Source organism: Halococcus dombrowskii (assembly GCF_022870485.1).
GTDB lineage: Archaea > Halobacteriota > Halobacteria > Halobacteriales > Halococcaceae > Halococcus > Halococcus morrhuae.
The window spans coordinates 1,794,964-1,813,684 of record NZ_CP095005.1 but is presented as its reverse complement, the minus strand read 5'-3'; the positions used below and the strand labels follow the sequence as shown (position 1 = coordinate 1,813,684).

Below are 18,721 nucleotides of genomic sequence, written 5' to 3'. Positions count from 1 at the left end.
CCCCCGTGGGTCGATGGAGCGTAGCGAAAATCAGCGGTCTTCGGTCAGTCTTTGCGCCCGCTTGAGGGGTCATGATCGCACGTAGCTGCACGATTCACATCCCGGTATTGTCGATCGCCCGCAGCCGAGATCGATATAGCAATATATAGTGTATGAATTCGAGATGCGACAATCTCAGAGATTATAATATATCGTATATTTTATCGAGATAGAGCTCACGGACGCGATCACCCCAGTTATGGGTGTAGGTATCGATGATATCGTCGGCGACATCGCCACGGAGATACTTCACGATGCCGCGATCGCCGGTCCGATCACGGAGGTGTGTCGTGAAGAAATGCCGGAAGTAGTGCGGAGTGACGTTTTCGGCCGCGTCGCCGCCCGACTGATACCAGCCCATCGAACGGGCGTGCTTGGTGACGATCGAACGCACCATCGGGGGCGTGAGGCGCTCGCCCCAACTGTCTCTGGTACTGAGAAACAGGGGTTCGGCGGTCGAGATCGTGTTCGGCCGGACGGCGAGCCAGCGCCGCAGCGTACGGCGGAGTTCCGCATCGACCGGCACGATCGTCGCACGCCGTCGTTTGTTCGACGCGTGTCGCTGCTCGCCGTTGACGACGTCACCACGACCCACGTCGTTCGCCACGTACAGTGATTCGGCTCGGCCATTCAACTGGCCACGAGTCCCCAATGAATATGTCTCGTCGAGATCTGCGTCGTCGAGCACGAGATCGCGGAGATCGAGGTTACAGAGTTCGCCGACGCGCATCCCGGTCTTCAGCAGTACGACGATCACGGCTCGATCGAGTGGATGGCTGATTCCCGCGACGAACTCGCACATGGCCGAGAGCGAGATCTCCCGCCGCTGAGGGTCTTTCTCGATGGTTTCGTCCATCTCCTCGACGACGAGCGCCATCGGGTTCGAATCGAACGCCTCGACCTGCATCATATAGGCGTAGAACCGATGGAGATACGATGCGTAGGTCGCCACCGTACTCTGACTGTGTGAATCCCGCAATGAATGCACCCACGCCATGCACTCGCGCTGACCCGCCTCGGCAGGTGCGAGCGAGCGCTCGTTCGGGCATCGAGGGCCAGCGATGAACTCCTCGAACCGACGGAGAACCCGTTCGTAGGCCTCACGCGTGCGCTCCGAACGACCGTGGTATTCGAGGTCCTCGATGAAATAGCCGACCGCGTCGTCGGTCGCCTCAGCGGCCATCGTCCCCTGCGGTGTAGCCCCCGTGGCGGCCGCTGTAGCGGATGCGGTTCTCGCGCTGGAGCCGTTGGAGTGTGGTTTCGAGTCGCTCCTCGATATCGTCGGTGAGCGACTGGACGAGCTCGTCCCACGACCAGTAGCCGTCGTCGAGGACGTCGAGCACCCGGCCTTCGAGGCCATCGACCCCAGGGGTTTCGTCGCCAGAACCGGACTCCTCCGGTTCGCCATCGAGGTCGAAATCGCGCCGGCCAGCCTGTATCATCAGCCGTACGAACTCACTCTGGCTCATCTCCAACTCGGCGGCGTGCTCGCGCCACCGCTCTTTTTGATGGGCCGGAACGTAGGTCTTGACGACCTTTCGTTCGGTGTCGCTCTCGCTCACAGCGGCCGAACGACCGCCCACGATATCAACGTTCTCTTTTTCTCGATAAGCGTTCTTATACCTTGATTCGGGACCCTCATTCCCGCGTTTTTTCAGCATATCAATCTGTGTGGTTCCCCAAAATCGACAAATGGTACTACACAGATGGCCAGATATGATGGGTCAGTAGACGATGTGTATCCTCTCTTCATAGTGAGCCATGGATTGCCCAAACAACAGCGGGGCACTCTCTTCGAGAACGTACCTGCATACAGTCGGTTCTGGCAAGCGTTCGACAAAGATGTATCGAGGCACGTATCGTGTAACTCCCCAATTTGGAAACTTCGTCCGCACACGGACTATTGCTCGTGATTCGATCAGCGTCCCGACAGCCAGCAGCGACAGTCATCCATCCCACGAGTACGTTGGCAAACGGCTGCTGGGCCGACTGTAAATCGAGACGGATGGCCAATTATTCTCTGAGGATGCGGTACATCGGCTCATCGAGGGGACGAGCGTCATCGCGACTCGTTTTCTCTGTTGCGTATGCTCTGTTGATCGCCGGTTCCGTCCGGCGATTCTACCGCTGAGTTCAGGGGAATTGGACGCCTTCTTGCGGTATGGAACGTTTGCGACAACGCGCGAAGAAATATCGAGAACTTGCCAAAGAACACGTGGAGGATCCAGACGCGCCTGCCGTCGCCGACGAAGACGGCGACGGCGAGCACGCTGAGTGGAACAAAATCGCGTTACTGCTTCTGCGCGAAGACATCGGAAAGCCGCTCCGTCATCTCGAAGATTATCTCAACGAGATGCCCGGGATTCTCGACGTGTTCGGGTTGGAGAAGTCGCCGGATCACACGTCGTTTTGCAACTGGGAGAAAGAGATCTCGATGCGAACACTGCGCAGCCTGCTCCGCAGAACGGCGGAGCAGGCTGGCTTCTCGGGAACTGGTGCGATCGATGCCAGCGGCTTCCAGCGTGGTCAGGCAAGCCATCATTACCGCAAGCGGGCGGATTACTCGTTTCAGGCGATGAAAACCACGGTTCTGGTTGACACGGAGTCGTTGGTGATCAGGGACGTCCATTTCACGACGAAGAAGGCCTACGACGGACATATCGGGTTGCAAGTCTTCCGGCGGAACGCCGGAGACCTGCGGGAACTCCTCGCGGATAAGATGTACTCGTGGAAAGAGCTTCGAGAGAAGTGCCGGAAAGAAGCCACGCGTCCGGTCATCAAGCACTGTGAGCAATCCCCGTTGCAGAAGGCTCACAACGCCCGGATCGACGATGACCTCTACAACCAGCGGTCAATGAGCGAAACCGTCTTTTCGATGCTGAAGGCAGATGATGGCGAGAATCTCCACACAAGGACGTGGCACGGGCAATTTCGAGAGCTGACTCGGAAGTGCATAATCCATAACCTCTCGCGGGCGGTCGGCTAACGCCGCCGCCCGCTCTTTCTCTGTCAGATGGTCTGAGAGGCATCACCAGCGATACGCCGATCCATCCGCCGGTCCTTATCAAATCTGTCAATTCTAACCCAACCGCAAATCTATGTTTCTGCATCGTGTGTCACGTTGAATCGTCGGTTAGAGCCGCTAAGAGTTGTATTCAGCTACCCCACCCCTTCGCTGTCTGTCGATCAACAGAGCAGTTGCGTACGATCGTTCCCATCACACGGTTCCGAACCGGGAAGACCGTCTGCTGTTCACGACGACGCTTCGATATCGTCTGCAGTGACAATATCTTCGTCGTCAACGCCCACGAGACGACGGTCGCGGCGTTCGCTGACGTCGATCCCGAGCTCTGCAACCAACCCATCACCGTCCGCTTCAGTGGATTGTGAGTCGGTCCAATGATTGTGGAGCCCCGTGATCGTCGGTAGCCAGCGTTCTCGTTCGATCGTATCGCTGGGATCATCGCCGTTCTCTTCAGGTGATCCGATATGCAGGCCTGACAGACTGTGGTCAAGTTCGTTCCGCCCGACGAGGTGGAAACGACGTGGTACACTTCCAACTCCGCCTGTGCGCCAAAGTTGGCGCACTGATGGCCGTCTTTGTCGGGCTTTCCGCTCCAGTTGATTCTACGCTGTAGAGTGCAAACGCTGGCCCGGAACCGACTCATCGGTCATATGATTGTTGCTGAACTCTCCGAGAATCGTTTATCTGTACCGCCCGAGCTCACTCGGAAAGGGATTCGATCTGTCGATTTCGGGATGGCTTATCGCCAGATCATCCGTTCCGGATAACAACACGAATCTGAATGAACTATTTCGGCTGTTCTCGCTCGTACGAATAAATCGCATGTCGCTATACGATATCTACGATCGGTCGGTCGGTTCGACGGCACGGCGCTCGTGGATCGGTCCGGCACGCTCGGCGAGGTGGTGTGGCGTCCGGTCGTTGGCGACCGCGAGCAGTTCGGCGACGATGCTGTAGGCGATGGTGGAGGGAGCATCACCGCCGAGATCGAGGCCGATGGGCGTGTAGATGCGATCGGCATCCGCGTCGGTGATAGATATGCTCTCGGCGGCGAGTTCGTCGCGCATCTCCTCGAAGCGATCACGAGGACCCATCAGACCGATGTAGGGCACGGGTGTTTCGAGCAGTTCGCCGAGCGCAAGCCGGTCGTCGATGAAGTTGTGGGTCATCACGACCACGTGCGTATCGGCGTCGAGATCGACGGTCTCGCGGAGCTTCGGTGGCGACGTCGTGTGAACCGTGTCGGCCGCGGGGAAGTCGGCCTCCGACAGCGCGCCCCGGAAGGCGACGACCCCGACGCGGAACCCGACCCGCGTCGCGAGTTCGACCACGGGGGTGACGTCCGGCCCAGAGCCGAGCACGACGAGCTCCGGCGGTGCCTCGATCGTATCGACGAACAGCTCGACGCTGCCCTCGTCGGTGTCGATACTGATCGTTTCGCTCCGCCCGGCGTCGAACAGCGCGGTCGTTCGATCGGCGAGGTCCGCGACGAGCCACTCGGGCAGATCGCCCGAAAACCCGTCGTTGGGGTCGTAGATGGCACGCTCGCCGAGTGGACGGTCACCACCGACGACCGTGAGGGTCGCACAGTCCGTGCCATGCTCAACGCGCTCGACAGCCGGGCGGTGGCTCGCGGCGAGCGGTTCGAGCAGGACAGTGATGATCCCGTTACAGCCCATTCCGAGCCCCCAGACGTCCTCGTCACCCATCAGATCGTAGGTTTCGATCCGTGGCTGTCCGGCGTCGAGCACGTCGTTCGCGAGCGCGCGAACCTCGTCTTCGAGACAGCCGGCGGTGAGACTGCCGGCACCGCCGTCGCCCTCGATGAGCATCTTCGCGCCGGGGCGGCGGTACGCGCTCCCCTCGACGTCGATGATGGTCGCGAGCACCGCGTCGCTATCCCGATCGAGCGTATCGCCGATCGCTGCCAGTACGTCCGCTTCGGCCATTTCCCAGTTCGTGTCGGTCATGTCGTTCTCTGTTGGTGTGTTCGCCTCTCGGTTCGTCGCCTGTCGTGTTCGTAGCCGATAGCGCCGTGTGACCCTTGCCGTCGGAGCTGTCGGGCGAGGTCGGCGAGATCGTCCGGTCCGGCGAACGCGAACAGTCCGTCGAGATACGGCAGCGCGGCCGCCATCCCGCGGGCGCTCGGTTCGTACGCCGGTGAGGCCGCGAGCGGGTTGAGCCAGAGCACCGCTTCTGCTGTCCGCGACAGCTCCGCCATCGCTCTTTCCAATACTGATACGTCGCCCATCTCCAGTCCGTCGCTCACGACAACGAGCACCGATCGCCGATCGACGGCGTACGGAAATCCGGTCCGGAGGCGATCGAGCGATGCGCCGATATGTGTGCCGCCACCCCACTCGGCTTCGGCACGTTCGAGGGCGGCCAGCGCCGCGTCAGAACTCGGCGCATCGAACGACTCGGTGACTTCCCGGAGATCCTCGTCGAAGAAGAACGCCCGTGTGTCGCGCCAGATCGTGTGGGCCCGCTGGAGGAATCGCAGCAGGAACGGCCGTTCGATCACGTCGAGCACCGATCGACTGACATCGACCACCATGCGCGCTCGCAGCGCGGTTCGTGCCCGCTCGCGCTGCGGAAGGTCGACGACCGCACCCCCTGTCCCGACGCTCGCCCGGAGCGCACGCCGGACGTCGGGACGTTGCTCGCCGGTGGTCCAGCGCCGACCCGCGAGCTCCGCGAGCGCGCGCGTCAATTTATCGAAGGCGTCGTCGAACCCCTCCTCGGGCATGGCGAATGGTGCGATCGCCTCGGATCGACCCGTCGGACTGTACCGGGCGGTCGTGACGTTCTCGCCCGCTGCTTCCGTTCCGCGACCGACGGCCGCACCCAGGCCATCCCGGGTTTCGTCCGCATCACCGTTCTCACCGTTCCCATCGTCCGATTCGGCGCGCTCACCGGGAGCCGCTTCGGCCCCGAGCGGTGCGAGTCCCCCGTCCGGCGGATCGTCGGGTCGCTCCGCGGGGCCGTTCGGATCGAGGCCGGCGGTGAGTCGCCGCCAGAACTCGGCGAAGAGTTCGTCGAACGTCGCCACGTCCGCCTGTTCGGGCACGAGCGATGCCCGAAGCGCGACTCGTGCGCGCTCGCGATCGTCGAACCCGACGGCGACGAGCGCGCGGGCAGCGGTCGTCCCGGCGTTCGCGGGGACGGACACGCCTGCCCGACGGAGTGCGCGCACGAACCGAACGAGTTCCTCGCGAACGTGCTCGGTCGGTTGCATCAGTCGGCCTCCGCGCGGGCGCGTTCGGCCGCCTCGCGCAGCGACGCCAGCAGTTCGTCGTCGACGCGCTCGATGTCCTCGACTTCCTTGAGCAGGCAGCCGAGCGTGTTCCGGATCTCGGCATCGTCGAGCGAGTCCTCGTTTCCGTCGCGGAGCGCGTCGATCGCCCGTGCCCAGTCGATCGTCTCGGCCGCGCCGGGCGGTTTGAGCAGGGGTTCCTCGCGGAGTCGACCGGCCATCGCACAGAGTTCGGCGGCAACCGCCGCGTCGAGCGCGGGCACCTTCCGCTCCAGGATGGCGCGCTCCTTCTCGAAGGAGGGTGGCGCGACATGGAGGAACAGACACCGGCGCTTGAGCGCATCCGACAGCCCCCGTGTCCGGTTCGAGGTGATGATCACCGCGGGTGGGGTCGTCGCGCTGACGGTGCCGAGTTCGGGCACGCTCACCTGGAAATCCGAGAGCAGTTCGAGCAACAGCGCCTCGAACTCCTCGTCGGCCCGGTCGATCTCGTCGATGAGCAGCACTCGCCGGCCCTCGCCGCGGAGCGCGCTCAATAGTGGTCGTTCGAGCAGGTACTCCTCGTCGAACACCGATCCCTCGCCCTCGTTTCCTTGGACGCTCAGCAACTGCTTCGTGTAGTTCCACTCGTAGAGCGCGCTCTCGGCGGTCAGCCCCTCGTAACACTGGAGCCGGAGGAGTTCGGCGTCGAACCCGCCGGCCAACACTTTGGCGAGTTCGGTCTTGCCCGCTCCCGGCTCACCCTCGACGAGCAGCGGCTTGCCGAGACGGAGCGCCAGCGTCACCGTCGTGACGATCTCGTCGCCGGCGACGTAGTCCTCGCTCTCGAAGGCTGCCCGGACGTCGTCTTCGGTCGTCCCGTCGAACCCGGTCACGTCGCTCATTCGCCCTCCACGGCCCGTCGATTGACTGGTGCTGCCGGCCACGGGGCACCGTCGGGCGGGTTCGGCCCCCATTCGTACGAAGCAATATCGACCATCGACTGTGACACGACCGCACGTAACGTACCCGTGCCTTAAAAACCAGTTCGTCAGATCGCCGTCACGAGTCGGCGGACGACGACTGGGAGAAAAGAGACGAGAAAAGTGTCAGTCGGCTGCGGCCGACGACGAGCCGTCCTCGATCGCCGCGGTCAGCGCCCGCTCGGTGTACACTTCGAGCAGTTGAGCGCGGAACTCGTTCGATGCCTGAAGATCCGACATCATCATGTCCACGTCGAGATCGTCGCCGGCGCGGTTCGCGGCCGCCTCGATCGTATCGTCGTCGAGCGAGCCGTCCATCAGTGCGTCCTCGACGGGTGAGAGGCGAACACCGTGGTCCATCACGCCGTTCGCGCCGATCCGCGCCGCCGTGACGCTCTCGCCGTCGGTTTCGAGCAGCGCGGCGACGCCGACCATCGCGTAGCCCGACGATGGACTGGGTTTCTTCGCGTACGCGCCGTGCGCCCCGTCGGCCGAGGGGATCTCGATCCGCGTGAGCAGCTCGTCGGGGCCGACGTCGGTCGTGTACATCCCGAAGAAGAACTCGTCGGCCGGGATCTCACGCTCGCCGTCCGGACCGTGGACGACGAGGGTCGCATCGGAGGCGAGCGCCGCGCCCGGCAGGTCGGCAGCGGGATCGGCGTGAGCGAGGTTCCCACCGATCGTACCGCGATTTCTGACCTGCACGTCGCCGACCTGCCCGGCGGCCGCCGCGAGCGCCGGCGCGTGCTCGGCCACCTCTTCGGAGTCAACGAGATCGCTGTATCGCGTCATCGCGCCGATCGAGAGCCCGTCACCGTCGGCCGAGATACCCTGCATCGTCTCGATATCGCTGATGTCGATCAGGACGTCGGGACTCGACAGTCCAGTCTTCATCGCCGGCAACAGACTGTGGCCGCCGGCGAGCAGTTCCGTCGTCCCCGCTTCCGAGTGTTCGTCGAGCAGATCGAGCGCGTCGTCGACGCCGTCAGCGTTGTAGTAGTCGAACTCGTCGGGATACATCAGTTCTCACCTCCGTCCTCGTCGATCGCGCTTCCGTCCGCGATCGCCTCGTCGCCACCTTCCGCCCCTGCATCGGGGGCGTCGTTCACCGCCCGCCAGACCGCCTCGTTCGTGAGCGGCATGTCGATGTGATCGATGTCGAACGGCTGGAGCGCATCGGTGACGGCGTTGACGACGGCCTGCGGGGCCGCGATCGTGCCTGCCTCACCGACACCCTTGACGCCGAGCGGGTTGTGCGGGCTCGGCGTCACCGTCGAGTCGGTCTCCATCGTCGGGATGTGTTCGGCCTTCGGCACCGTGTAGTCCTGCATCGAGCCCGTCACGAGCTGTGCGTTGTCGTCGTATTCAGCACCCTCGTAGAGCGCCTGGCCGATGCCCTGGGCGACGCCGCCGTGGACCTGTCCCTCGACGATCTTCGGGTTGATCTGTGGGCCGACGTCGTCGACGGCCACGTAGTTCTCGAACTCGATCTCGCCGGTGTCCGGATCGACCTCCACGACCGCGATGTGGGTGCCGAACGGGAAGACGAAGTTGTCCGGGTCGTAGAAGGAGGTCTCCTCCAGCCCCGGCTCGATCCCGTCGGGCATGTCGTGGGCGAGATAGGACTGGGCGGCCACGTCCTGGATGTGCATCGAGCGCTCGGGTGCGCCCGCGACCGCGAACTCGCCGTTCTCGAACTCGATATCGTCCTCGCTCGCCTCCAGCTGGTGGGCGGCGATCTTCTTGGCCTTCTCGACGACCTTCTGCGAGCTCGTCGCCAGCGCGCTTCCCCCCACAGCCGCTGATCGCGAGCCGTAGGTGCCCATCCCCTGGGGGATCTCGTCGGTGTCGCCCTCGACGATCTCGATGTCGTCGTAGGGGATTCCCAGCTCGTCCGAAACGATCTGGGCGTACGTGGTTTCGTGGCCCTGGCCGTGACCCGAGGTGCCACAGAACGCCGTGACCTTCCCCGTCGGATGCACCCGAACGAGCCCGGATTCCCAGAGGCCGGCCTGTGCGCCGAGCTGGCCGGCGAGTTCCGAGGGTGCGAGCCCGCAGGCCTCGATGTAGCTCGAAAACCCGATGCCCAAATACCGCCCCTCCTCGCGCAGTTCCTCTTGGCGTTCCCGGAGATCGTCGTAGCCCACGGCTTCGAGCGCCTTGTCGAGTGCCGGTTCGTAATCGCCGCTGTCGTACTCGACGGCGACCGGTGTCTGGTGGGGGAAGTCGTCCTCGGGCACGAAGTTCTGCCGACGGAACTCGGCGGGATCCATCCCCATCTCGCGCGCGCCGAGGGTGATCATCCGCTCGACCGCGTAGAGTGCTTCCGGCCGTCCCGCGCCGCGGTAGGCATCCACAGGTGCACTGTTGGTGAACGCGCCGACCACGTTACAGTGGATGGCCGGGATGTCGTACTGGCCCGACAAGAGGGTGCCGTAGAGATACGTCGGCACGGCGGGTGCGAACGTCGAGAGATACGCACCCATCCCCGCGTAGGTCTTCACGCGCATGCCCGTGATCGTCCCCTCCTCGTCCATCGCGAGCTCGCCGTGGGTCACGTGATCCCGACCGTGGGTACCAGTCAGGTAGCTTTCGGAGCGTGTTGCGGTCCATTTCACCGGCCGTTCGGTCTCCTTCGCACACCACGAGGCGAGCGCCTCGTCGGGATAGTGGCCGATTTTGTTCCCGAACCCGCCACCGACGTTGGGGGCGACGATGTGGAGTTTGTGCTCGGGCACGTCCAGCACCCCGGACATCAGCTGGCGATGGAGATGGGGATTCTGGGAGGTCATATGGACCTCCAACTCCTCGGTACCGGGTTTGTATTCGGCGACGGTCGCGCGCGGTTCCATCGCGTTCGGGATCAGTCGCTGGTTGGTCAGATCGATCTCAGCAGTATGGGCCGCCTCGTCGAACGCCGCGTCCGTCTCGTCGGCGTCGCCGATCTCCCAGTCGAAGGCGGTGTTGTCGTCGAGATCATCGTGGACGACCGGTGAGCCCTCGTTGACGGCTTCCTTTGGGTCGGTAACCGCGTCGCGGCGGTCGTAATCGACATCGATGGCGTCGACCGCGTCGCTCGCGATGTAGCGCTCCTCGGCGACCGCGACCGCGATGCCGTCACCCTGATAGCGTGCCGTCTCGCCCGCCAACAGCGGATGCGCCGGCGTCTTTAGGCTGTCGAGCAGCCAGCCAGTGGGAACCTCGCCGGGCACGTCGAGATCGTCGGCGGTGTAGACGCCGATCACGCCGTCCATCTTCTCGGCGTCGCTCGTGTCGACACCATTGATCGTCGCGTGGCCGTACTGGCTCCTGAGTACGCTCATATGAGCCATGTTCGGCCGCTGGATGTCGTCGGTGTATTCGGCCTCGCCCGTGATCAACGAGGGGTCCTCGCGGCGCTCGACCGCCGAGCCAAGCACCGATTCCACATCAAGTTCGTCGGCTTCGATCGTCTCGATCCCCATCAGTCGTCACCTCCGCCGTCCGCGGCCGTCATCTCCGGACTCGCCGTCTCCCCCATCTCGTCGGCGGCGAACTCGACGGCATTGACGATGTTCTGATAGCCCGTACACCGACAGAGGTTGCCCTCGATCGCCTCCCTGATCTCGCCCTCATCGGGATCGGGGTTGCGCTCCAGGAGATCGTCCGCCGCGAGCATCATCCCCGGCGTGCAGTAGCCACACTGGAGCCCGTGCTCTTTTTGAAAGCCTTCCTGGATCGGAGCGTAGCTGCCGTCCTCGGCGAGCCCCTCGACGGTGCCGATCTCCGCACCGTCGGCTTGGACCGCGAGTAGCGTGCAGGATTTCACTGCATCGCCGTCGAGGTGTACAGTGCAAGCCCCGCAGGTCGAGCTCTCGCAGCCGACGTTCGTCCCCGTATAGCCCAGCTCGTCGCGCAGCGCGTGGACGAGCAGGGTTCGCGATTCGACCGTGAGTTCGTGTGTCGTCCCGTTGACCGATAGTTCGATGTCGTGTTCTGTCATTGCTTGCTCCCGTCCGATCGACCGAGAATCCGGTCGACGATACCGCGGCCGTCCTCGTCCGACTGCGCCTGTTCGACGGTGCCACCCTCGGCGATCTCGCGCTCGCGGAGCTCGTCCTGAACGGACGAGAAGAAGCGTTTGACGACCTGATTGGCCGCCGGATTGATGACGCGCTGGCCCATCTGCGCGATGCGCCCGAACACGTCGGCCTCGGTCGCCCACTCGACTTCGACACCATCGTCCGCCTCGTCGAGATCCATCCAGGAGGACATCTCGAAGGAGCTGTCGCCGGCCGACCCCTCGCCCGAGGCCTCCATGTACGACTGGTCGCGATCGTCGATGGTGACGACGGTCTCGAAGGTCGGGTTCACCGGCCCGATGCTGATGCCGATGATGGCGGCGTAGTGATTCCCCTCCTCGAATGCGCGCTCGGCGATGACCGCCGGGTCGGACGTCGGCTCGACGTCCCGATCGGCGTGTTCCTCGCGGAGGGCGTCGAAATCCGGATCCGTGTCGTCGACCGCGACGAGGAACTCACAGCCCGGCAGCGCGTGCTCGATCATCACCGGGTCCGAGAGCGCGAGCCACACCTCCTCGGTCGTCACGTCTTCGAGTTCGAACGTCCCACTGAATTCCATGTGTGAGTGTCTCCTGTGGGAGTAACTCACTCCCACACGGTACTGTCGCCATACCACCAAAAAGATTGCCATAGAACGGATCGAAACGTCCGAGTCATGAAGAAAAACTAACCAATGATATAAGTAATGAGTTCGTGTATGTGGGTGCATGACGAACGACCGAGTGATCGAGCTGCTCCGCAGCGCCTACAACGATGAGATGGAGACGGTGATGAACTACCTGACGAACGCGTCGGTGCTCGACGGCGTCAGCGCCGCCGAGGTCAAGGACAGCCTTCGCACCGATGCCAAACAGGAGGAGCTGCTCCACGCCGAGCGCCTCGGCAAACGTCTGAAGGAACTCGACGCCCAGCCGCCAGCCTCCTTCGAGTTCGAACCCGAACAGGAAGCGCTTCAGCCGCCCGACGACACCGCCGACGTTCTGAGCGTGATCGACGGCGTGATCGAGTACGAGGAGGCTGCCATCGACACCTACCGCTCGCTGCTGGAGGCCGCGCGCGAGGCCGACGATCCCGTGACCGAGGATCTCGCGATCGATATCCTCAGCGACGAGGAGTCACATCGGAGCGAGTTCCGGAGTTTCCGCAAGGGCTACCGGGAGTGAGTCACAGGCACACGGCGGGTGCGGCCAGCAAGACTAAATAGCACACCGATCCGAACGGCGTTCATGTCCGAGCGATACGACGTCGTCATCGCCGGCGCGGGTCCCGCTGGTGCACAGTGTGCCAGGGATCTCGCCGAGCGCGGCTACGAAGTGCTCGTCCTGGAGACCGAACCCGAGGGAACGTTCCCCGCACAGAGCAACAAGTCCACCGGCGGGACCTTCCCCTCGATGATGGGCTCGTTCGGCATCCCTGACGACGTGGTGATGCACTACACCGACAGCGTCGTCCTCGAATCGCCCGACGAGAACTTCCAGATGACCCAGCCCGGTGCGGTGCTTGAGTTCGCCGACTTCAAGCGCTATCTCGTCCGCGACGGCCGCGATCACGGCGCGACCTACCGCTTCGACTCCCGGGTCTCACAGCCCATCGTCGAGAACGACGAGATCGCCGGCGTGCGCTACGACGGCGGCGAGGAGGTGTACGCCGACATCGTGATCGATGCCACCGGGCCGGCCGCGCCGCTCGCGAAAGCGCTCGGGGTGAGCGATCTCGAACGGAAACGCCAGGCGATCGGCATCGAGTGGGAGTACGAGGGCGTGGCGCTCGATCATCCCGGCTACGCCGATCTCAACGATTCGATGATGCTCCGCCTCGACCACGATCTCGCGCCGGGGGGCTACGCGTGGATCTTCCACACGGGCGCGGACACGGCGAAGGTCGGGCTCTGTTTCATCCAGAACGACAAGTACGGCCCGAGCGACGACCGCGTCCGTATCGACGACGCGCTCACGGGCTGGCTCGACGACGACCCCCGGTTCGCCGAAGCCAACCGCATCGACGACAGCCAGCATCGCGGCTCGGCACATATCCAGCCGCCGAAACAGCTCAGCACCGATCGGTTCATGGCGATCGGCGACACCGTCCCCTCGATCGACCCGCTCTGGGGACAGGGCATCGACAAGTGCATGCGCTCGGGGCGTGCGGCGGCCGTCACGGCCGATCGCTGTTTCACCGGCCGGATGGACACCTCTGCCGACGAGATGACGATCTACGACATGCTCTGGCACCGCAACGTGGCCCCGAAGGCGGCGATGCGACTGCTCATGACCCACCTGATCTACTACGCCCCGACCGAGCGCTACAACCGCTTCATCCGCGACCTCCGCCGGCTCAGCAGCGACACGCTCTCGTCGGCCAACGCGGGCAACCCGTTCGCGCTGGCGAAACTCTTCCACGTCGGCGACATCCCCCTGTTTCGGGATTTCGTCGCCGAACACCGCGAGCTCATCGGCCAGCTGCTCCCCGGTCCCCGTTCGCTGCTGTCCGACTGAGTGTTCCTTCTCCCTCTCCCCCTCTTCTCTCGACGAACCGCCGTTTTCGACCACCGACCGAAATCACCGCTCAGTCGTCGGTCCGTTCGTCTGACCCCTGCTGCGCCGGAATCGCCCGCGTCGCCGTCGCCTTGAACGAGGCGACCGCCTCGCTGCCGAGCGAGAGTGTGAGCGTGGCGATGCTCTCGCGCGTCACGAGCGCGGTCAGTCGCGCGTCGGTCCCGATATCGAGCGCGACGCGGGCGAGCGCGTCGCCGCTCTCGATGGCGGTGACCTCCCCCTGAAACCGATTGCGTGCGCTGGTCTCGCGGTCGGGCAGCGCCCCGGGCGTGTGGAGCGTGACGGCATCGGCGCGGATGGCGAGACGGACCCGACGGCTTCCTGTGGGAACGATCGCGCGGACGGTTCCGGCGGTCGTCTCGACGGTGGCGAGTTCACCGTCGCGCTCGACGACCGTTCCGTCGAGCACCGTCTCCTCGGTCTCGGCCACGCCCGTGAACTCGGCGGTGAGGCGCTCCAGCGCCGCGAGGAGGTTGTGAGCGCCGTCGGTCAGCGTGCTGCCACCGCCGCCGGAGCCGCCCCGTTCGCGCGCGACGAGCGGGCCGAACGCCTCCTCCAGTTCGACGACGCGGCGCTGCGAGCGCGAGTACGACCGCCCGAGCGCGCTGGCGGCGGCGTTGAGCGAGCCGTGGTCGTCGATCGCCCGGAGGAGGCTCGCGTCGCGCTCGTCGAACTCCACCCCCGATTTGTCGAGCTGTGCGTCGAAACCCGCGTCGAGGTCCATGCGGTCGGTTCGTCCGTACGATCAAAACGTTTATTATGGGTCCGGAGTCAGAGGGTTATGTCTATGAGAGAACAACGGTCCGGCGGACGCTCGCGCCGCGACCTTCTGCGGGCGGCCGGAGCGGTCGGTGCGGTCGGACTTGCGGGCGTGGCGGGCTGTGTCGGCAGCGGTGGCTCCACCGGCACCACCGACGGTTCGGGTACTACCGGTGTCGGTAACGGTACGGACGGCAGCGGTGGGGGTGGAACATCGACGACGATCGCGATCCTCGCAGCCGGCAGCCTCCAGAACGCGCTGTCGAACGGTCTCAAACCCGCCGTCGACGTCCCGGTGAACGTCGAAGCCCACGGATCGGCGACGGTCGCACGCCTGATCGACGAGGGCAAGCGCGACCCCGACATCGTGAGCGTCGCCGACGCGGCGCTGTTCGAGGACCCTCTCTCGCCGCTCTGGTACTCGGTATTCACGAGCAACGCCGTCGTCATCGCCTACAACCCCGACACCGAGGGCGGCAAGCGCCTCGCCGAAGCAGGAGCCGAAAACTGGTACGATGCGTTGGCCAGTGACGACGTACGCATCGGCCGTACCGACCCGGATCAGGACCCGCTCGGCTATCGCACGCTATTCACCCTCGAACTCGCCTCGCGGTACTACGACGACGCGTCGAACCTCACGGAAAAGATCCTACAGAAAAAGCAGATCTTCCCCGAGACGGCGCTCATCAGCCAGTTCGAGAGCGGTTCGATCGACGCCGCGATCGCCTACCGGAACATGGCCGTCGAGCGCGATTACGAGTATATCGAGCTCCCCGATCAGATCGACCTCAGCAACCCACAGTACGACGAGGAGTGGTACTCGACGGTCTCGTACACGCTCCCGAGCGACCAGACGATCCAGGGAGGACTCATCAGTTACGGGTCGACGATCCGGAAGATGAGCGACGCCGCTCTCGACGTGTTCGCCGCCCACACGACCGGGAACTACCTCGACGAGCACGGGTTCCTCCTGCGTGACCAGTTCCCGATGTACGAGGGGGACGTGCCACAGCGTGTGCAACGGGCGACCGGCGGCTCCGCTGGGGATGGGGAGAGCGGTAGCGGGTCCGGCGGGACACAATCGACCGGAAACCGATCCGGCAGCAACGAAACCGCGGGAACCCAGTCCGTGCTCGGCGGGAGCCCGGTGGAACTATCCTCGGCGGTATCGGACATCACACTCCTGATCTGAATGGCGACACGCTCGGACACGGCACGATCGCGGACGACGCTGTTCGGCTTCGACTGGCTCACCGTCGCGCTCGTCCTCGGCGGCGTGTTGTGTCTCTACTATCTCGCGCCGCTGGTCTCGCTGTTCCTGTCGGTACCGCCGGGTGAGGTCCTCGCCCGGATGACCGACTCGACGGTCGTGGACGCGGCAACGACGTCGTTGCTGTCGGCGTCGATCAGCGCGACCGTCGCCACCGTGTTTGGTCTGCCGCTCGCGTACTGGCTCGCGCGGAGCGAGTCGCGCTGGACGAACGCCGTGCTGGGGGTCGTCGTCCTCCCCTTGGTACTCCCGCCGACTGTCGGCGGGATCGTCCTGCTCACGGTGTTCGGTCCCGGTGCGCCTATCGGCGCGGCCGCGGCCAGCGCCGGTGTGCCGCTCACGCGCTCGCTCGCCGGTGTGGTGCTCGCTCAGACGTTCGTCGCCTCGCCGTTCGTCGTCGTCACGGCGAAGGCGGCCTTCGAGGGCGTCGATCGCACGCTCGAACACGCCTCGCGCTCGCTCGGCAAGGGCCGGTGGACGACCGCCCGAAACGTGACGCTCCCGCTCGCCATGCCGGGGATCGCCGCCGGCGTGACGCTCACGTTCGCGCGCGCGATGGGCGAGTTCGGCGCGACGATGATGCTCTCGTACTACCCCCGGACGATGCCGGTCCAGATCTGGGTCTCGTTCATCGAGCTCGGGCTCGACAACGCCTATCCGATCGCCATTCTCCTCCTGCTCATCTCGGTCGCGGCGCTCGCCGTGCTCAACACCGTCGCGGCCAACCCGTGGCAATGACACTCGTCGTCGACGAGGTGTACAAATCTCACGGCGCGTTCGAACTCGGCCCGATCGATCTCGCCGTCGACGAGGAGGTGCTCTCGGTGCTCGGGCCGTCGGGCTGTGGCAAGACCACCCTGCTCTCGACGATCGCGGGCACGGTCACCCCTGACACCGGCACGATCTCGCTCGACGGACTGGATCTCACCGGGCGACCACCCGAAAAGCGTGGCACGGTTCTGGTCTTCCAGGATGGTGCACTGTTCCCACATATGACCGCCCGTGAGAACGTCGCCTACGCCGCGAGTTCGGAGGGACGGGTGGAAGAGCTGGCCGACGCGCTCGAGATCGGTGACGTTCTCGACCAGCGCGCGGACACCCTCTCTGGCGGCGAGCGCCAGCGGGTCGCGCTCGCGCGCTCGCTGGCGGCTGACCCCGACGCACTCTTGCTCGACGAACCGCTCGCCAATCTCGACGCACCGATCAAGCGCCGGCTCCGCGACGAGCTCCGACCGCTGCTCGCCTCGCTCGACGTGCCCGTCGTCTACGTCACTCACGACCAGCGCGAGGCGACGGCCATCGGCGACCGACTTGCAGTGATCGCCGACGGGGAGCTGCTCCAGCTCGACACGCCCGCCGAGGTGTTCGCCCACCCCGCGACGCCCTTTGTCGCCTCGTTCACCGGCAGCACCAACCTGTTTCGGGGAGATGTCGTCGAAGCCGGAACGGGCCGCGCACTCGACTGGAACGGCCGCCGGCTCGACGCCGCCACCAATGGGACGAACGTCGGCGACGACGTCTGGTTCTGCATCCGTCCCGAGTACGTCACGCTCGCCGGCGACGAGACGAGAAATTCCTTCGAGGGGACGATCACCCGGCAGGTCTTCGAGGGTGATGGCTACCTGCTCGATGTCGTACCTGACGGGGGCGACGAAGCCGTTCGCCTCGCGCTCTCGCCGCCGGCCTACGAGCGCGCGGGACTCGACGAGCGTGATCGGGTTCGAATAGCGCTGCCGGCCGACGCCATCCACGTCATCGGCGAGGCTGGAGAGCGAGCCCACGAGACGCCGTCGCTCTCACAGTAGCTCACGACGTGCAGTGCGCGCCGCCGGGCGAGGGGTCGCGGCGCTGAGAAGATCGACTATTCGATGTGGCCTTCGCGGCGGAGCTGGTCGGCATCCTGGTCGGAGTAGCGCCACTCGATGGTGCCCTTCTCGTCCTGCCAGTCCCAGGGTTCGACGAGCACGACGTCGCCCTCGTTGATCCAGACGCGATACTTCATGCGACCGGGGATCCGGCCCATGCGCTCTTTGCCGTCCATACACCGGAGCTGGACGTGATTGCCGCCGTTGTGCTGGGTCACGACGGCGAACACCTCGTTGTCGTCGGGCATGCGGAGGTTCTTTCGCCCGGATTCTTCGCTCATGTGCTCGATAGGAACGGCAGACGGTTAAGCCGTTGGGAATCGCCGGTCGTGCTCGCCATCCCGTCGTCGGGTCGATCGACTGGGCCACTCAGACATCGAGATAGACGTTTTCCCGATAGATTTCTCCACCAATACGTGTCTCGTTTCGCTCGCGCAGCTCGAACCCGAGTCGACGGTAGAACTCGTTTCCCGGTTCGTTTTCGGCGAGCACCATCGCCCGCAGCCGCCCGGCACCGCGGTCGACGAGCCGCTGGCGGGCATGGTCGAGCAGATCGCTCCCGATGCCGTCGCCCCGGTGGTCGGGCGCGACGTAGACCCTGAGAACCGTGCCGCCGGTTTCGTCCGCGACGGCGTGGGCGAACCCCACCATCTCACCATCGTGCTCGGCCACCGGCACCACCGCATCGTCGCTGTCGATCTCAGTCCGGATCGTTTCGGGCGCGTACCACTCCTCGACGCCCTGCTCGGCCGTGTCGCGGCTCAGGATGTCGGGGTAGTCGTGGCTCCACGACTCGCGTGCGATCGCCGTGATCGCCTCGGCATCGTCGGTCGCGGCCTCGCGTATTGTCATATGATGACGTACTACATGAATATGTATAGCCATTGCGACGCTGCCAGCATCGAGCATGTCACTCGTCGGGACGGAAC

At 64.6% G+C, this 18,721-nt stretch carries 19 protein-coding genes; 7 read left to right on the top strand and 12 right to left on the bottom strand.

Features of this window, described 5'->3' with window-relative positions; genetic code table 11:
* Positions 1–181: 181 nt before the first annotated feature.
* Positions 182–1,222, bottom strand: a complete 1,041-nt coding sequence (locus MUK72_RS09440; RefSeq protein ID WP_244699427.1) for a tyrosine-type recombinase/integrase — start codon at positions 1,220–1,222, stop codon at positions 182–184.
* Positions 1,212–1,622: a DUF5805 domain-containing protein gene (locus MUK72_RS09435; RefSeq protein WP_244699425.1), complete on the bottom strand. Its 411-nt coding sequence runs from the start codon at positions 1,620–1,622 to the stop codon at positions 1,212–1,214. Before MUK72_RS09435 ends, MUK72_RS09440 begins: the two co-directional genes overlap by 11 nt.
* 578 nt (positions 1,623–2,200) lie before the next feature.
* On the opposite strand from MUK72_RS09435, the gene MUK72_RS09430 reads away from it, so the two are divergent.
* Positions 2,201–3,025: an IS5 family transposase gene (locus tag MUK72_RS09430; protein ID WP_244699423.1), complete on the top strand. Its 825-nt coding sequence runs from the start codon at positions 2,201–2,203 to the stop codon at positions 3,023–3,025.
* 212 nt (positions 3,026–3,237) lie between these two features.
* The gene (locus MUK72_RS09425) at positions 3,238–3,429 is read left to right on the top strand and encodes a hypothetical protein (RefSeq protein ID WP_244699421.1); all 192 of its coding nucleotides are present in this window, start codon (positions 3,238–3,240) and stop codon (positions 3,427–3,429) included.
* A gap of 474 nt (positions 3,430–3,903) precedes the next feature.
* On the opposite strand, the gene MUK72_RS09420 is transcribed toward MUK72_RS09425, so the two are convergent.
* From MUK72_RS09420 to MUK72_RS09390, 7 genes are all read right to left on the bottom strand, one after another.
* Entirely contained in the window at positions 3,904–5,034 is a 1,131-nt protein-coding gene (locus tag MUK72_RS09420) for an XdhC family protein (RefSeq protein WP_244699419.1), read from the bottom strand.
* Entirely contained in the window at positions 5,031–6,302 is a 1,272-nt protein-coding gene (locus tag MUK72_RS09415) for a VWA domain-containing protein (RefSeq protein WP_244699417.1), read from the bottom strand. The genes MUK72_RS09420 and MUK72_RS09415 overlap by 4 nt, the downstream gene beginning before the upstream one ends.
* Positions 6,302–7,204 carry an AAA family ATPase gene (locus MUK72_RS09410; RefSeq protein WP_244699415.1) on the bottom strand — a complete coding sequence of 301 codons (903 nt, stop codon included), beginning with the start codon at positions 7,202–7,204 and terminating at the stop codon, positions 6,302–6,304. Before MUK72_RS09410 ends, MUK72_RS09415 begins: the two co-directional genes overlap by 1 nt.
* A 204-nt stretch (positions 7,205–7,408) precedes the next feature.
* Complete coding sequence (locus tag MUK72_RS09405) at positions 7,409–8,302, bottom strand: FAD binding domain-containing protein (protein WP_244699413.1); 894 nt, start codon at positions 8,300–8,302, stop codon at positions 7,409–7,411.
* Entirely contained in the window at positions 8,302–10,746 is a 2,445-nt protein-coding gene (locus MUK72_RS09400) for a xanthine dehydrogenase family protein molybdopterin-binding subunit (protein ID WP_244699411.1), read from the bottom strand. The genes MUK72_RS09405 and MUK72_RS09400 overlap by 1 nt, the downstream gene beginning before the upstream one ends.
* Positions 10,746–11,264, bottom strand: a complete 519-nt coding sequence (locus MUK72_RS09395; RefSeq protein ID WP_244699409.1) for a (2Fe-2S)-binding protein — start codon at positions 11,262–11,264, stop codon at positions 10,746–10,748. Before MUK72_RS09395 ends, MUK72_RS09400 begins: the two co-directional genes overlap by 1 nt.
* Positions 11,261–11,902, bottom strand: a complete 642-nt coding sequence (locus tag MUK72_RS09390) for an SRPBCC family protein (RefSeq protein WP_244699407.1) — start codon at positions 11,900–11,902, stop codon at positions 11,261–11,263. Before MUK72_RS09390 ends, MUK72_RS09395 begins: the two co-directional genes overlap by 4 nt.
* 148 nt (positions 11,903–12,050) lie before the next feature.
* On the opposite strand from MUK72_RS09390, the gene MUK72_RS09385 reads away from it, so the two are divergent.
* Entirely contained in the window at positions 12,051–12,506 is a 456-nt protein-coding gene (locus MUK72_RS09385; RefSeq protein WP_244699405.1) for a ferritin-like domain-containing protein, read from the top strand.
* A 63-nt stretch (positions 12,507–12,569) separates the two neighbouring features.
* Positions 12,570–13,838 carry a digeranylgeranylglycerophospholipid reductase gene (locus MUK72_RS09380; RefSeq protein WP_004052195.1) on the top strand — a complete coding sequence of 423 codons (1,269 nt, stop codon included), beginning with the start codon at positions 12,570–12,572 and terminating at the stop codon, positions 13,836–13,838.
* 70 nt (positions 13,839–13,908) lie between these two features.
* Here MUK72_RS09380 and MUK72_RS09375 read toward each other — a convergent pair whose 3' ends face one another.
* Positions 13,909–14,622: a TOBE domain-containing protein gene (locus tag MUK72_RS09375; RefSeq protein WP_244699403.1), complete on the bottom strand. Its 714-nt coding sequence runs from the start codon at positions 14,620–14,622 to the stop codon at positions 13,909–13,911.
* A gap of 63 nt (positions 14,623–14,685) precedes the next feature.
* On the opposite strand from MUK72_RS09375, the gene MUK72_RS09370 reads away from it, so the two are divergent.
* The 3 genes from MUK72_RS09370 to MUK72_RS09360 are packed head-to-tail and all read left to right on the top strand — an operon-like array spanning position 14,686 to position 17,732.
* The gene (locus tag MUK72_RS09370; protein ID WP_244699401.1) at positions 14,686–15,849 is read left to right on the top strand and encodes an extracellular solute-binding protein; all 1,164 of its coding nucleotides are present in this window, start codon (positions 14,686–14,688) and stop codon (positions 15,847–15,849) included.
* A complete protein-coding gene (locus MUK72_RS09365) occupies positions 15,850–16,665 on the top strand; it encodes an ABC transporter permease (RefSeq protein ID WP_244699399.1) in 816 nt (271 codons plus the stop codon). It abuts the gene before it with no gap.
* Complete coding sequence (locus MUK72_RS09360) at positions 16,662–17,732, top strand: ABC transporter ATP-binding protein (RefSeq protein ID WP_244699397.1); 1,071 nt, start codon at positions 16,662–16,664, stop codon at positions 17,730–17,732. The genes MUK72_RS09365 and MUK72_RS09360 overlap by 4 nt, the downstream gene beginning before the upstream one ends.
* 56 nt (positions 17,733–17,788) lie before the next feature.
* On the opposite strand, the gene eif1A is transcribed toward MUK72_RS09360, so the two are convergent.
* Together eif1A and MUK72_RS09350 are read right to left on the bottom strand one after the other, a co-directional pair.
* A complete protein-coding gene (eif1A, locus tag MUK72_RS09355; protein ID WP_244699394.1) occupies positions 17,789–18,073 on the bottom strand; it encodes a translation initiation factor eIF-1A in 285 nt (94 codons plus the stop codon).
* Positions 18,074–18,161: 88 nt separating this feature from the next.
* Positions 18,162–18,644 (bottom strand): GNAT family N-acetyltransferase, encoded by a 483-nt coding sequence (locus MUK72_RS09350; RefSeq protein WP_244699392.1) that lies wholly within the window; start codon positions 18,642–18,644, stop codon positions 18,162–18,164.
* Positions 18,645–18,721 lie beyond the last annotated feature (77 nt).